This is a genomic window from Novilysobacter longmucuonensis, from assembly GCF_046600735.1.
Classification (GTDB): Bacteria; Pseudomonadota; Gammaproteobacteria; order Xanthomonadales; family Xanthomonadaceae; genus Novilysobacter_A; species Novilysobacter_A longmucuonensis.
This window is the reverse complement of the sequence record NZ_JBJMAW010000008.1, coordinates 95,905-109,973: the sequence shown is the minus strand read 5'-3', so window position 1 is coordinate 109,973 and position 14,069 is coordinate 95,905. Positions and strand designations below refer to the sequence as shown.

Sequence of the window (14,069 nt, the reverse complement as noted above, 5' to 3'; positions counted from 1 at the left end):
TTCCTTTGTCCGGATGGAGCAAAACGGATGGCGGGCGCTTGCCGCCATGGGAAACCGCTAGGCGGCTTTTGCGACCAGCCCCATGTCGGCATCGGTCATGAGCTTCTCGATGTCGATCAGGATCAGCATGCGTTCGTCCAGCGTGCCGATGCCGGTCAGAAACTGGCGGTCGATGGTGGCGCCGAGTTCCGGCACGTCGCGGATCTGTTCGCCGCCGAGCTGCACCACATCGGACACGCTGTCGACCACCATGCCGACCACGCGGTCGGCGACGTTGAGCACGATCATCACCGTCAGCGCGTTGTATTCGGCCTTGGCCAGGCGGAACTTCAGGCGCATGTCGATCACCGGCACGATGATGCCGCGCAGGTTGATCACGCCCTTGATGTAGTCCGGTGCGTCGGGCAGGCGGGTGACCGCGTCGTAGCCGCGGATCTCCTGCACCTTGAGGATTTCGACGCCGTACTCCTCCTCGCCGAGCGCGAACGTGAGGAACTCGTGGCTGGCGAGGTCGGTGCGGGTGGCGGCGCTGGGGAGCGGATGGTTCATGGCATTGTTCCTGTGACGCGGATGCGGTGTGTGCGGTGGGCAGCTGATGCCTCAGTCCGCCATCCTCGCGAAGACGGGGATCCAGTGACTTGAGTGCGCAACAGCAACGTCGCTGGGTAGCCGCCTACGGCGGCACGATGAGGCAACCCGCGTTCGCGGGAATGATGAGCAATGTTTCCAGGAGCGTCCATCACGCAGCCACCGCTAGGCGCTCGCTTGGCTGGCCGAGGCCACCGGCGTCGACGATCAATGCGACGCGGCCGTCGCCGAGGATGGTCGCGCCCGACACGCCGGGGATGCGGCGGTAGTTGGTTTCCAGGTTCTTGACCACGACCTGCTGCTGTCCGAGCAACTCGTCGACCTCCAGCGCCAGCTTGCGGCCGCTGCTTTCGACCACCACCGCGATCGGCACCGCGCCGGATGCGGCGCCGGCCGGTGCCGGCAGGCGGTACTGCTCGCGCAGGTTGACCAGCGGCAGGTAGTCGTCGCGCACGCGCAGCACGCGGGTGTCGCCGGCGATCGTGCGGACTTCGCCGGCGCCGGGCTGCAGCGACTCAATCACCATGTTCAGCGGCAGGATGAAGACCTGATCGCCGACCGCGACCGACATCCCATCCAGGATCGCCAGGGTCAGCGGCAGCTTGATCGACACGGTGGTGCCGGCGCCCTTGCGGCTGCGGATCTCGACCTGGCCGCCGAGCGCGACGATGTTGCTCTTGACCACGTCCATGCCGACGCCGCGGCCGGACAGGTCGGTCAGGGCCTCGGCGGTGGAGAAGCCGGGGTGGAACACCAGGTCCCAGACCTGCGCGTCGGTCGGGTTTTCCGGCACTGGCAGCTCGCGTTCGGCAGCCTTGCGCAGGATGCGTTCGCGGTCCAGGCCTTTGCCGTCGTCGCCGACCTCGATGATGATGTGCCCGCCCTGGTGCGCGGCGGTCATGGTGATGGTGCCGGTCTCGTCCTTGCCCGCGGCACGGCGCTCGGCCGGCATCTCCAGACCGTGGTCGATCGCGTTGCGCATCAGGTGCACCAGCGGGTCGACGATCTTCTCGATCACGCCCTTGTCGAGCTCGGTCGCCTCGCCCTGGGTCTTCAGCCGCACCTTCTTGTCCAGGCGGGTGGCCAGGTCGCGGACCATGCGCGGGAAACGGCTGAAGGCGAACTCCACCGGCAGCATGCGCACGCTCATCACCGCCTCCTGCAGGTCGCGGGTGTTGCGGTCGAGCTGGCCCAGTCCGGTCAGCAACGCCTCGTTGGCGACCGGATCGAGCGACTCGGAGCGCTGGCGCAGCATCGCCTGGGTGATGACCAGCTCGCCGACCAGGTTGATCAGCGCGTCGACCTTGGCCACGGCGACGCGGATCGAGTTGTCGCCATCGCTGGCGCGGCGGGCCGGCGGGGCGGCCGGATCGACCGGATTGCCGACAGGCGCGCCGTCGCCGCGGGCCAGCTCGGTCTTGGCCTGGCGCAGTTCCTCGATCGACAGCTCGCACTGGTCCTCGACCCAGGCGAAGGCCTCGTCGATCGCGGCGCGCGGCACGCTGCCGGGCAGCATCAGGTCCCAGGCCAGGTGCGCCTCGAATGGATCAAGTTCGGTGAACGGCGGCAGCCGGTCGTCCAGGCAGGTGGTGCTGAGCTCGCCATGGCTGCCGAGCTCGCGCAGGATCCGCAGCGGGTCGTTGCCGCTCATGAACAGCGATGGTTCCGGACGGAAGCCGATGCGCCAGTTGTCCGGCGCGGCCGGTGCGGTGGATGGGTCCGACGCGGCCGGGGCCGGCGCCGCCGCGTCGGTCGCGAGCAGGCGGTCGAGCGCGGCGCGCGCCTGCGCGAGCGCCGCGCGGTCGGCGTCCTCGTCGCGCCCGGCGCTGCCGTACTCGGCCACCGACAACAGGCCGCGCAGCACGTCGACCGAAGCCAGCAACGCGCCGGTCGCGCCGGCGTCGAGCACGCGCCGGCCGCTGCGGGCTTCGTCGAGCAGGGTCTCCAGCAGGTGGGTCAGGTCGGTGACCGCGCCGAAGCCGAAGGTTGCCGCGCCGCCCTTGATCGAATGCGCCGCGCGGAAGATCACGTTGACCGTGTCGGGATCGGCGCTGCCGGAGGCTTCCAGCCCGAGCAGGCTGGATTCCATCGCATCCAGGCCCTCACGGCTTTCCTCGAAGAACGCGGCGTGGAACTGGGTGATGTCCATGGCTCAGCCGAGCACCTTGCGAACCGTCGAGAGCAGTTGCTCCGGGTCGAACGGCTTGACCAGCCAGCCGGTTGCGCCGGCGGCCTTGCCTTCGGATTTCTTGTCGCCGCCCGATTCGGTGGTCAGCATCAGCAGCGGGGTGAACTTGTAGTCCGGCAGCTGGCGCAGCTGTCGGATCAGCTCGATGCCGTCCATGCGCGGCATGTTGACGTCGGTGACCACCGCATCGAACCGCGCGGTCCTGGCGATCTCGAGCGCCGCCTGGCCGTCCTCGGCTTCGCGCACGTCGTAGCCGCCCGAGGACAATGCGAAGGCGACCATCTGCCGCATGGAAGTCGAGTCGTCGACGATCAGTAGCTGTGCGCTCACGCAGGATCTCCATGAGATTGCGCACTCGACGCAGTCGAGTGCCACGAGTTTCCTTCCCCCGCAGCGCGGGGGAAGGCAGGGATGGGGGTGAAGGGAGTCGGGCTAGCCATGTGAGGTCCGGCCCGGTTCGGCTGGCGCGTCGAGGCCCAGGCTTGCGGTCAGCGCAAGGTGTCGCGCGGCATCGGCCAGGGTAGTGGAGGCGAGGGTGACGACGGTGCTGCGCCCGGCGCTGGCGCGGTCGCGCACGAATGCATGCAGCAACTGCAGTCCGGCGGCGTGCACCCGTTCGACGCGGTCGGCGGTGAGGGTCAGCGGTTCCTCGTCGTCCAGGTGCGGCAGCAGCGCCGCCTGCAATGCGGCGACATGCTCGATGCCAAGGTCGGGTTGCAGGGACAGCTGGGTCATGGCGAGTGGGGCGGCCGTTGAGGTTCGTGTCAATTAACGGCGGCGGCGGCGGCGACTTGAGCGGGCGGTATTGCACCGGGCTCTGGCGGAGCGGCCACGGCCCGACCGCGCATGCGCAGCAGACCATCGCCCCCATCGAGCGCGGTTGTAGGAGCGGGCCATGCCCGCGATTGAAATGACGCGGCCGCGCCGATCGCGCCCATGGGGCGCTCCTACAAAATCGAGCGCTGTTGTAGGAGCGGGCCATGCCCGCGATTGGAATGACACGGCCGCGCCGGTCGCGCCCATGGGGAGCTCCTGCAGAACAGCAGCCGAGCGAGCTCGGCTCTACGGGTCATGCGTGGCTCAGTACACCGCCTCACCCGCGGCGCGGCGCTCGTAGGTGCGGAACGCGGCATGGATGTGCTCGCGCAGCTCCTCGTCGCTCCACGGCTTGGTCAGGAACCGGTAGATCGCGCCGTGGTTGATCGCCTCGGTGATCGTGGCCAGGTCGGTGTAGCCCGACAGCACCATGCGGATCGTGTCGGGGTAGAGGTCGCGGACCCGGGTCAGGAACTCGGTACCGCTCATGTCGGCCATGCGCTGGTCGGACACGATCACCTGGGTGCTGTTGCTGGCGAGCAGGTCGAACGCCTCGCTGACGCTGCTGGCGCTGAGGATGTTGTAGCCGTCGCGGCGGAACAGCCGGACCAGGGAGCGCAGCACGTTCTCCTCGTCGTCCAGCAGCAGCAGCGTACGTTCCGGCCGGGTGGCGGCAAACGCGCCCGGCAGCAGGAAACGCTTGCGCACCAAATCGCCCAGGTCCTCGGCCGGTTGCGGTGCACTGAACAAATAACCCTGGAAGAAATCGCAATGGTTGCGGCGCAGGAAGCCGAGCTCGGCCTCGCTCTCCACGCCCTTGGCGGTGACCTTCATGCCGAGCTGGTGCCCCATCGCGATGATGCCGCGCACGATCGCGGCGCTGCGCGGGTCGCTGGCGACGTTTCGGATGAAGCTGCGGTCGATCTTGAGCCGGTCCAGCCGGTACTGCGCCAGCGCGGCGAAGCTCAGCCCGCCGAGGCCGAAATCCTGCACCGTCAGGGTGGCGCCCGTGGCGCGCAGCCCGACCAGGGTGTCGTAGACCTGGTGGGCGTCGGTCGCCAGCACACTCTCGGCGATCTCGAACTCCAGCGCCGTGCCGGGCAGCTCGAAGCGGTGCAGCAGCTCGCCGATCCGGTCCACGCATCCGGGCTGGTTCAGCAGCGCGCCGGCCAGGTGCACCGACATCGACAGGTAATCCAGCCCCTGCGCGCGCCATTGCGCCAGTTGCGCGAACGCGGCCTCGGCGACCCAGGTGCCGAGCCGTGCCGACAGGCCGACGCGCTCGACGATGTCCAGGAAGTGGCTCGGCCGCAGCAGGCCGTGGCCTTCGGTCTGCCAGCGCAGCAGCCCGCTGAAACCGGTCAGGCTGCCGTCGTGGGCATCGACCAGCGGCTGGTAGAACAGCCGGAATTCGCTACGCTCCAGCGCCTCGACGAAGCGCTCGGCGAAGCCGTCGTTGGAGGCGGCCTTTTCCGGGGCGGCCGAGTACAGCCCGATGTTGTTCAGGCCTTCCTGCTTGACCCGGCGCAGCGCCTGCTCGGCCTTGGACAGCAGCATCGCGGCGTTGGGGGCATGGTCGGGAAACACCGCGATGCCGATCGACAGCGTCATCGGCAGCGTGTAGGGCGGGATCGACAGCGGCGTCTCGAAAGCGTCGCGCAGGCGCTCGGCCATTTGCGCGCCGTCCAGTTCACCGTCGCGATAACCGATGCCCAGCACGAATTCGTCGCTGGCCAGCCGCCAGAGCCAGCCGTCGCGCGGCATGGCCTTGCGCAGGCGCTGGGCGACGGCGGCCAGCGCCTGGTCGCCGATGTCCTCGCCCATGTTGGTGTTGATCGAGCGGAACATGTCCACGTCGATGTGCAGCAGCGCGATGCGGCGCTTGGTCGCGCCGGCCGCTGCGATCGCGGTGGACAGGTTCGGGCCGTTGGCGCCGAGCCGGTACAGCCCGGTGATCGGGTCTACGGCGATGGCGCCAAAGTCGTCGTAGCGCTCGATCATGGACCGAGGTTACTCCTCCTTCGCGGCCGCCGGCGTGCTGCCGAAGTCACCCTCGGCCGACGCGGCCAGATAGGCGAACACCGCATAGGCGGCGACATTCTGCGCCAGCGCCTCCGGGTCGATCTTGTCGAGCGTGTCGTCGGGGGTGTGGTGCAGGTCGAAATAGTCGGTGCCGTCCTGCGACAGCCGCGCCCAGGCCAGGCCCTGCGCCGCAAACGGGCTGATGTCCGGGCCAGGACCGCCCGTGCCGGGCATGTGTTTGATGCCGAGCGGGGCCAGCGCCTGCGCGATCTGCCGGCCCGCCGCCTGCGCGTGCGCGGGTGCGGAGCTGGAGTAGCCATAGACGCGCCCGGCGCCGAAGTCGCTCTCAGCGGCGATCTGGTGGGCAGTGATCTCATCGGCATGCGCCGCCGCGTAGGCCTTGCCGCCGTACAGGCCCTGCTCCTCGTTGGCGAACGCCACCACCCGGATGGTGCGTGCCGGATGCTGTGGCAGGTCGCCGATGAGCTTGGCCGCGGCCATGGTGATGCCGATGCCGGCGGCGTCGTCGATCGCGCCGGTGCCCAGGTCCCACGAATCCAGGTGACCACCGATCAGCACCACTTCCTCCGGCTTGCTGCTACCGCGGATGTCGCCGATGACGTTGTAGGAGGTCGCCTCACCGTTCCAGCCGGCGTCGATCGCCACGCGCACGCGCTGGGGGCCGAGCGCGAGCAGGCGGGCCAGCTGGTCGGCATCGGGCACCGACAGCGCCGCCGACGGCACCGGCGTCAGCCCCTCGTCGAAGCGGGTGATGCCGGTGTGCGGGTTGCGGTGCGAATCGGTCCCGGCCGAGCGCATCAGGTAACCGATGGCACCGGCCTCGATCGCCTCGGACGGGCCGCGGCTGCGCACCCGCGAACCGGGGCCGTAGCCGCTGCCGTCGCGCGCGCGCTCCATCTTGTAGTCGACGAACGCGAGCTTGCCGTCGAGCGAGCCGGCCGGTGCCGCCTCCAGTGCGGCCAGGTCGGCGAAACGCACTACCTCGCCCTCGACCGTACCGCCGGGGCTGCCACCGAGCGCGGTCAACGTGAGCTGCTGCGCATTGGCGCCGAGCACCTCGCCGCGTTCGCTGCGGCGCTCCCACTTGAGAAACGTCACCGGCTCGACCCAGACCTTGTCGAAACCCAGTTCTTCGAACTTCGCCCGGGCCCACGCCACCGCGCGCGCATCGGCCTCGCTGCCGGCCAGCCGCGCGCCGACCTCGGTGGTCAGCGATTCGGTGATCTCGTAGCCCAGGTCGCTGGCCAGCGCGCGCTCGCGCAGTTCCGGCACCGCGGCCATGGCCGCTTCGGGGATGTGCGTCTGGCGCGGCTCGGCCGCCGAGGCCGCTGTCATCGCAGCGCCGGCCATCATCAGGGTGGCCGCAACGGCCCGCAACGAAACACGCATTCCACTCTCCCACACGGCAATTTGCGAAGCCGCCAGCTTAACAAGTGGCGCTGGCGCTCGGGCGTGTCCCAAGTCACGTGACACGCCCATGCCCGGTCGTTCCCAGGGGAAAATCGAATTTACCTTGACCTTGCCTGACCTTGCCTGACCTTAGTTTGACTTTGGCTTGCCCGCCGCCGCCGCCGCCGTTGCGGTTGCTGTTGCTGCAACGCAAATCAAACAACCCCGCCCCTTCGGGGTCTGTGGAGATGCGATATAGATTTATTTGCGTTGTGAAGCAACCGCAACCGCAACCGCGGCGCGCGGGAGCGGGAGCGGGAAACTGCCTGAAGGCGCCTTCAGCCGCCCTGCGGGCGCTTCAGCGAATCGCGGATGTCGCGCAACAGCAGCACCTCTTCGCTCGGCCCGGCGGCCGCCTTCTCGGCCGGCTTGCGCATGCGGTTGTAGGCCCGGACGAACAGGAAAATCACGAACGCGATCAGCACGAAATCGATCGTGGCCTGCAGCACCATGCCGTGCTTGATCGACACCTCGGCGGCGACTTCGGTGCCGCTGGCATCGACCTGCGCGGGATGGATCACGTACTTCCAGTCATCCACGCTGACCCCGCCGGTCAGCGTGGCGATCACCGGCATTACCAGTCCATCGACCAGCGCAGTGACGATCTTGTTGAATGCAGCGCCGATCACCACCGCGACCGCCAGGTCGATCACGTTGCCGCGCGCGATGAAGGCCTTGAACTCGCTGACGATGCTCATCGATCTCTCCGTGTTGAGGATCGATGGACTATAGGTGAGCCGGGATAGCCAAGCTGTCGTCCCCCGGAGCCGCGAGCTTGCCGCGGCCGTGCGGTGCTGCTAGCCGGAATGAGCGTCCTGGATGATCTCGCCCTGCAGCTCGATCACATCGTCCAGCCGCGCGATGAAACGATCGCCCGGCTGCATCGGACCGACGCCCGCGGGCGTGCCCATGAACACCAGGTCGCCGGCACGCAAGGCGTACAGCCGCGACAGCTCGTGCAGGATTTCCGGCACATCCCACACCAGGTCGGCGAAGGCGCCGTGCTGGCGGATTTCGCCGTTGACCTGCAGGCTCAACGAGCGCGCGGCCAGATCGCCGACTTCGGCCGCCGGCACCAGTGCGCTGACCGGCGCGGAGTGATCGAACGCCTTGCCGGTGTCCCACGGCAGGCCCTTGGCCTTGGCGGCGGCCTGCAGGTCGCGACGGGTCAGGTCCAGGCCGATGCCGTAGCCGAACACCAGCGGCATCGCGACCTTGGGATCGAGCACGCCCGGCGGCGCGTCCTGGCCGAGCGCCACCACCAGCTCCACCTCATGGTGCAGCTCGCGGGTGCCACGCGGGTAGGGCACCACGCCATCGAGCACCAGCGCGTCAGCCGGCTTGAGGAAGAACGCCGGGCGGCCGCGATCGGCCACTGAGCTAGGTACCGCCGCGCCCATCTCGCGGGCGTGCTCGGCGAAATTGCGGCCGACGCAGTACACCCGCCGCACCGGAAAGAACAACTGCTCGTCGGTGGCACTGCGGACCGGGATGCGCGGCTGCGCCGGCGCCTGGAAGACATCGCCCATGCGATCGCTCACTGCTTGGAGGGGAAACCTGGAGAAGCGGTGCCGCTGGCGCGGTTCAGCGGCCGGCCGGGCGCTCGTCGGCGCGGTCCAGCACCGGCCGGTCGACCACCTGGTATTCGCCCTCGACCACGCGTGGGTCCTGCGGCGCCTTGCGCGTCAGTGGCCTGCCTCGGCCCGACCACAACCGGTAGATCAGCCCCACCGCGATCATCGCCGCACCCACGAACACGCTGAACATCACCAGCAGCGCGAGCACGCCCAGGCCAACCACCCCGAGCACGAAGCGCAGCAGCGGGTGACGCGGCTTGCGCGGCTCGAAGGCACTGCGCATGCGCGACTGGAACTGGTGGTGGTTGAAGCGGAACGAGTGGGCGAACATTCGGTACGTCGTGACACAATGCGGCCGGTTGCCGGGGCAACGAGTATCGGGCTAGGCATGGTCGACGAAGTAATGAATTCGTTAAGCGGGCGTGAAGAGGCCGGTCCGCCGCGGCCGCTGCTGGCCCTGGAGCGGCTGTCGGATGGGGCTCTGGCCGAAGCCGAAGCGACGATGAACGGGGATGCCGAATCGCTGGTGCTGTATCGCGACGGCGATCACGTCCGGGCGTGGCTCAACGTCTGCCCGCATGCCGGACGGCGCCTCGACTGGGCCCCGGGGCAGTTTCTCAAGAGCAAGGACGGCCTGCTGGTCTGCGCCGCGCATGGCGCCAGCTTCGAGCTGGCCGGCGGCGAATGCGTAGCCGGCCCATGCCGCGGCGAGACCCTGCGCGCGGTGCCGGTCGACGTCCGCGATGGCGCCGTGTGGCTGTCGTCTCCCAGAGCGACTTCCTCCTCTGGGGTGTAGGAGCGACGTAAGTCGCGATGCGCTGATCGGTGAGAGGGCGATATCGCGACTTACGTCGCTCCTACAAAAGCCGCCGTATCCGCCGTCAGAACAGCAGATTCACCATCAACACCGCCACCGCGGTATAGACCAGCGACAGCGGCGCACCGACCTTCCACAGTTCCTTGCTGGTGTAGCCGGCCGGTCCGGTGATCATCGAGATCACCGGGTTGGAGGCGGTCATGAAGTTGTTCGATGCCGACAGCGCGACGATCAGCGCGAACGCGGTCGGGTCGCCGCCCGCGGCCAGCGCCAGGTTGATTGCCAGCGGCACCATCACGATCGCAGCGCCGACGTGGCTGATCACCAGCGAGAACGCGGTGGTGAGCAGGCCCATCGCGACCTGCAGCAGCCAAATGGGGGTCCCCGGCGGCATGCGTTCGATGGTATGTCCGGCGATCCAGGCCGCCGCGCCGCTGGAGTCCATCGCCCAGCCCAGCGGTATCAGGGAGGCCATCAGGAACACGGTCTTCCAGTTGATCGCCGCATACGCCTCGTCGATGTGGATCACTCCGGCGATGAGCATCCCGGCCACGCCGGTCATCAGCGCGACCGACACCGGCAGCCGCGACGACAGCGCCAGCAGCAGCGCCACCGCGAAGATGCCCAGCGCGATCTTGAGCTTGTGCGGGCGCTGCTCGCCCTTGGGGTAGTCGGTGACCACGACCAGGTCCCTGCCCTCCGCGGCATCGCCCAGGTCGGCCCAGATGCTGTGCAGCACCAGCATGTCGCCGGCCCGCAGCGGCACGTCGCGCACGTTCTCGCGCATCACCGCCTTGTCGCGGTTGATCGCCAGCAGGCTGAGCCCGAGCAGCTTGCGCAACTCCAGGTCGCGGCCGGTCTTGCCGATGAACCCGGACGTCGCCGGGATCACCGCCTCGGAGATGCCGGCGCGGCTGGGATTGAACAGGTCGCCGAAGGTGCGCAGGCGCGAGCTAACGCGCAGGATCTGGTTCTGCGCGAAGTCGGTCACCTGCTGCTTCGCCCCCATCACGCCCAGCACGCTGCCGACCCAGATGCGGGTGTCGGCCGGTGGCGCCAGGCGCGACTCGTTGTTGCTCTTGAGGGCCAGCAGCAGCGGTGCGCCGTGCAGCGCCTCGGCCTCGCCCAGCGCCATGCCGACCAGCGGACTGTCGGCGGTGACGGTGAGTTCGTAGACATCGCCGTCGATGCCATAGGCGTTGGCGAAATAGCTCTGGGTACGCGCCGGGGTCGCGCCCTTGCCGCCTTCACGCTCGAGCTTGCTGCCGGCGAAGTGGAAATACACCAGCGACGCGGCCAGCAGTGCCAGGCCGATCGGCAGCGGCGCGAACATGCTCAGCGGCTCCAGCGTCGCCACGCCCGAGGGCAGGTTGCTGTTGGCCGCCAGCAGCAGGTCGTTGAGCAGGATCAGTGGCGAGTTGCCGACCATGGTCAGCCCGCCGCCCATCACGATCGCCGCCGCGATAGGCAGCAGCAGGCGCGGCAGGGACATGCCTGTACGCGAGGACAGGCGCGAGGCGACGGGCAGGTACAGCGCCATCACAGAGGGGTTCTGCATGACCGAGGAGTTGAGCCCGGCGACCGCGCCGGTCAACAGCATCAGCCGTTGTTCGACGCCATGCGCGCGCCGCAGCAGCCAGCCGGCGAGGCGGTTCAGCGCACCGGTGCGGTCCAGGCCGGCGCCGAGGATCATGGTCGCGATGATCGCCATCACCGCGTTGGTCGAGAAGCCGTTGAAGATTTCCTCCGGCGCGACCAGCCCCGACAGGCCGAGCAGGACCAGCACCACCAGCGCGACCACGTCGGCGCGGATGCGCTCGAACAGGAACATCACCATCGTGAAGCCCACCAGCCCGAGAACGAGCTTCATGTCGGTGGTGAGCGTCAGCGCGGATTCCATCAGCGGGGCAGGGTAGCGGCGGCGTCAGGGACGCGAAAAGGCAAAACGGGAGGCGGGAACAGGGCACCGGAAACGGCCGGATCGCCGTGCCGTGGCGTGCCGCCTTCCCGGTTCCCTGTTCCCGCTTTCAAGCAGCATCATCGTTCAACCCGGTCGTACAACAGGTCCCAGACGCCATGGCCGAGTTGCTGGCCACGGGTCTCGAAATGCGTCTGCGGGCGCCACGGTGGCCGCGGCACCGATCCGCGCGCACCGGCGCGGTTGGCGATGCCGGGGGTCGCATCGAGCACGTCCCACATCTGCTCGGCATAGTCCTGCCAATCGGTGGCGAGGTGCAAGCGTCCATCGGTGGCGAGCTTGCGCACCAGCAGCGCGGCGAACGCGGGCTGCACGAGCCGGCGCTTGTTGTGGCGCTTCTTGTGCCAAGGGTCGGGGAAGTAGATGCGGATCTCGTCCAGGCCGGCGTCGGCGATTTCGTGGTCCAGCACCTCGACCGCATCGTGGTGGTAGATGCGGACGTGGCGGGCGTCGTCCTCGGCCAGTGCGTTCAGCAGCCGGCCGACGCCGGGGGCGTGCACCTCGATGCCGATCAGGTCGCGGTCGGTGTCGTGCCTGGCGGCGAAGCGCAGCGCCTCGCCGTTGCCGAAACCGATCTCCAGCACGCGCCTGGCGTGGCGGCCAAACACCGCGTCGAAGTCGCGAGCCTCACCCAGAAAATCAAGGCCGAAACGCGGCCACTGCTGCTCGAATGCGCGCTGCTGGGCCGGACTGAAGCGGCCCTGGCGCAAGACGAAGCTGCGGACCTGGCGGTGGCCCTCGGTGACGGTGAACGGTTTGGGCGGGGACGGCCTGGTGGGCGAGTCAGTCATGGGTATCTGCGTCTGCCGGAACAAAACCCACCCCCATCCCGGCCTTCCCCTTGAAGGGGAAGGAGAACAGCATCGGCGTCGGCGCACGAGGCTCCCCCTTCAAGGGGAGGGTTGGGTGGGGATGGGTTACAACCGCGGCCGACATCCCCATCACCCGATCAACCCATCCACCGGACTGGACGCACTCGCAAACCGCTTGCGCGGAATGCGCCCGGCGCTGAACGCCGCACGTCCGGCCTCGACCGCGAGCCTCATTGCATGCGCCATCAGCACCGGGTCCCTGGCACCGGCGATCGCGGTATTCATCAGCACCCCGTCGCAGCCCAGTTCCATCGCGATCGCCGCGTCCGAGGCGGTGCCGACCCCGGCGTCGACGATGATCGGCACCTTGGCGTTCTCGACTATCTCAATCAGGTTCCACTTGTTCTGGATGCCCAGGCCCGAACCGATCGGCGCGGCCAGCGGCATCACCGCCACGCAGCCGATCTCCTCCAGCCGGCGCGCCAGCAGCGGGTCATCGGAGGTGTAGACCATCACCTCGAAGCCTTCCCTGACCAGCGTCTCGGCCGCGGCCAGGGTCTGCACCACGTCGGGGAACAGCGTGCGCGCATCGCCGAGCACTTCCAGCTTGACCAGGCTGCGGCCGTCGAGCAGCTCGCGCGCCAGCCGGCAGGTGCGCACCGCATCGTCGGCGGTGTAGCAGCCGGCGGTGTTGGGCAGGATCGTGTACCTGTCCGGCGGCAGCACGTCGAGCAGGTTCGGCTCGTCCGGGTTCTGGCCGATATTGCTGCGGCGGATCGCGACGGTGACGATTTCGGCTCCGGCCGCCTGGGTGGCCAGGCGGGTCTGCTCCGGACCGGTGAACTTGCCGGTGCCGGTGAGCAGCCGCGAGCGGTAGTGCCGGCCGGCGATGACCAGCGGGGCGTCGGCGGTGAGGGGAGCGGGCGGGGTGGGACTGTCGGGGGAGGCATGCGCGGTCATGGTGGGATTATCGCATCCGTGCGGCGCGTGGTCCCGCGCTGCCTGCGCCGTTGGCGGACATCGCACCCGGTCAGCCGCCGCCACGGAATCTTCGCGCCGGTCAGCTAGGCTTCGCTGATGAACCCCACTTCGTCCCCCGGGCCCGGCCCGCGTCCCGCCTCGCTGCCGCCGGTGCAGTTGCGCCCGCTCGAGCGCAGCGACCTGCACTTCGTCCACCTGCTCAACAACAATCGCGCGGTGATGGGCTACTGGTTCGAGGAGCCGTACGAATCATTCGTCGAACTCGAGGAGCTCTACCGCAAGCACATCCACGACCAGTCCGAGCGTCGCTTCATCATCGAGAGCGCTGAGCATGGGCACGAACACCAGCGCGTGGGCCTGGTCGAGCTGGTCGAGATCGACCACCTGCACCGGCGCGCCGAGTTCCTGATCATGGTCTCGCCCGAGCAGCAGGGCCGCGGCTTCGCCACCGCCGCCACCCACAGCGCGATCAACTACGCGTTCCGGGTGCTGAACCTCTACAAGCTCTACCTGCTGGTCGATGTCGACAACGCCCGCGCGATCCGCATCTACGAGGGCGCCGGGTTCAAGCGCGAGGGCGTGCTGGTCGACGAATACTTCAGCGACGGCCGCTATCGCAGCGTGGTCCGCATGTGCGTATTCCAGCACGAGGCCCTGGGGCGGGACGAGCAGCGGCGCGATGCCTGATTGGGGCGGGGAATAGTGAAGCGGGAACGGGGAACGGTGAGTATGCCGGGCCTTCATCGTCTGCCCGACGCCAAGGGCGCGGTGTTTGCTCTCCTCTTTGGAAAAGAGGGGTTGGGGGAGATTTGCTTCCGGC

14 protein-coding genes are annotated in these 14,069 nt (G+C 68.6%); 2 read left to right on the top strand and 12 right to left on the bottom strand.

What is annotated here, in order from left to right:
- Nucleotides 1-57 precede the first annotated feature (57 nt).
- The 9 genes from ACJQWM_RS09620 to ACJQWM_RS09580 form a co-directional block, all read right to left on the bottom strand.
- Complete coding sequence (locus ACJQWM_RS09620) at nucleotides 58-549, bottom strand: chemotaxis protein CheW (protein WP_332705875.1); 492 nt, start codon at nucleotides 547-549, stop codon at nucleotides 58-60.
- 190 nt (nucleotides 550-739) lie between these two features.
- Entirely contained in the window at nucleotides 740-2,737 is a 1,998-nt protein-coding gene (locus tag ACJQWM_RS09615) for a chemotaxis protein CheW (RefSeq protein ID WP_411306787.1), read from the bottom strand.
- A 3-nt stretch (nucleotides 2,738-2,740) separates the two neighbouring features.
- Entirely contained in the window at nucleotides 2,741-3,106 is a 366-nt protein-coding gene (locus ACJQWM_RS09610) for a response regulator (protein ID WP_332704120.1), read from the bottom strand.
- 102 nt (nucleotides 3,107-3,208) lie between these two features.
- Nucleotides 3,209-3,511 carry an STAS domain-containing protein gene (locus ACJQWM_RS09605; RefSeq protein WP_330970529.1) on the bottom strand — a complete coding sequence of 101 codons (303 nt, stop codon included), beginning with the start codon at nucleotides 3,509-3,511 and terminating at the stop codon, nucleotides 3,209-3,211.
- 345 nt (nucleotides 3,512-3,856) lie between these two features.
- Nucleotides 3,857-5,593 carry an EAL domain-containing protein gene (locus ACJQWM_RS09600; RefSeq protein ID WP_332704123.1) on the bottom strand — a complete coding sequence of 579 codons (1,737 nt, stop codon included), beginning with the start codon at nucleotides 5,591-5,593 and terminating at the stop codon, nucleotides 3,857-3,859.
- 9 nt (nucleotides 5,594-5,602) lie between these two features.
- Nucleotides 5,603-7,024, bottom strand: coding sequence for a M28 family peptidase (locus ACJQWM_RS09595; protein ID WP_332704124.1), 1,422 nt, complete (start codon nucleotides 7,022-7,024; stop codon nucleotides 5,603-5,605).
- Between the two features lie 338 nt (nucleotides 7,025-7,362).
- Nucleotides 7,363-7,782: a large-conductance mechanosensitive channel protein MscL gene (gene mscL / locus ACJQWM_RS09590; RefSeq protein ID WP_332704126.1), complete on the bottom strand. Its 420-nt coding sequence runs from the start codon at nucleotides 7,780-7,782 to the stop codon at nucleotides 7,363-7,365.
- A gap of 99 nt (nucleotides 7,783-7,881) precedes the next feature.
- Nucleotides 7,882-8,613, bottom strand: coding sequence for a fumarylacetoacetate hydrolase family protein (locus ACJQWM_RS09585; RefSeq protein ID WP_332704228.1), 732 nt, complete (start codon nucleotides 8,611-8,613; stop codon nucleotides 7,882-7,884).
- Between the two features lie 55 nt (nucleotides 8,614-8,668).
- Entirely contained in the window at nucleotides 8,669-8,992 is a 324-nt protein-coding gene (locus ACJQWM_RS09580; RefSeq protein ID WP_332704128.1) for a hypothetical protein, read from the bottom strand.
- A 57-nt stretch (nucleotides 8,993-9,049) separates the two neighbouring features.
- On the opposite strand from ACJQWM_RS09580, the gene ACJQWM_RS09575 reads away from it, so the two are divergent.
- Nucleotides 9,050-9,457, top strand: a complete 408-nt coding sequence (locus ACJQWM_RS09575) for a Rieske (2Fe-2S) protein (protein ID WP_411306786.1) — start codon at nucleotides 9,050-9,052, stop codon at nucleotides 9,455-9,457.
- Between the two features lie 85 nt (nucleotides 9,458-9,542).
- Here ACJQWM_RS09575 and ACJQWM_RS09570 read toward each other — a convergent pair whose 3' ends face one another.
- The 3 genes from ACJQWM_RS09570 to ACJQWM_RS09560 all read right to left on the bottom strand — a co-directional run bounded on the left by ACJQWM_RS09570 (nucleotide 9,543) and on the right by ACJQWM_RS09560 (nucleotide 13,228).
- The gene (locus ACJQWM_RS09570; protein WP_332704132.1) at nucleotides 9,543-11,378 is read right to left on the bottom strand and encodes an SLC13 family permease; all 1,836 of its coding nucleotides are present in this window, start codon (nucleotides 11,376-11,378) and stop codon (nucleotides 9,543-9,545) included.
- A 137-nt stretch (nucleotides 11,379-11,515) separates the two neighbouring features.
- Complete coding sequence (gene trmB, locus ACJQWM_RS09565) at nucleotides 11,516-12,247, bottom strand: tRNA (guanosine(46)-N7)-methyltransferase TrmB (protein WP_332704134.1); 732 nt, start codon at nucleotides 12,245-12,247, stop codon at nucleotides 11,516-11,518.
- A 150-nt stretch (nucleotides 12,248-12,397) separates the two neighbouring features.
- The gene (locus ACJQWM_RS09560; protein WP_332704136.1) at nucleotides 12,398-13,228 is read right to left on the bottom strand and encodes a thiazole synthase; all 831 of its coding nucleotides are present in this window, start codon (nucleotides 13,226-13,228) and stop codon (nucleotides 12,398-12,400) included.
- Between the two features lie 117 nt (nucleotides 13,229-13,345).
- On the opposite strand from ACJQWM_RS09560, the gene speG reads away from it, so the two are divergent.
- A complete protein-coding gene (gene speG / locus ACJQWM_RS09555; RefSeq protein ID WP_332704138.1) occupies nucleotides 13,346-13,936 on the top strand; it encodes a spermidine N1-acetyltransferase in 591 nt (196 codons plus the stop codon).
- Nucleotides 13,937-14,069 lie beyond the last annotated feature (133 nt).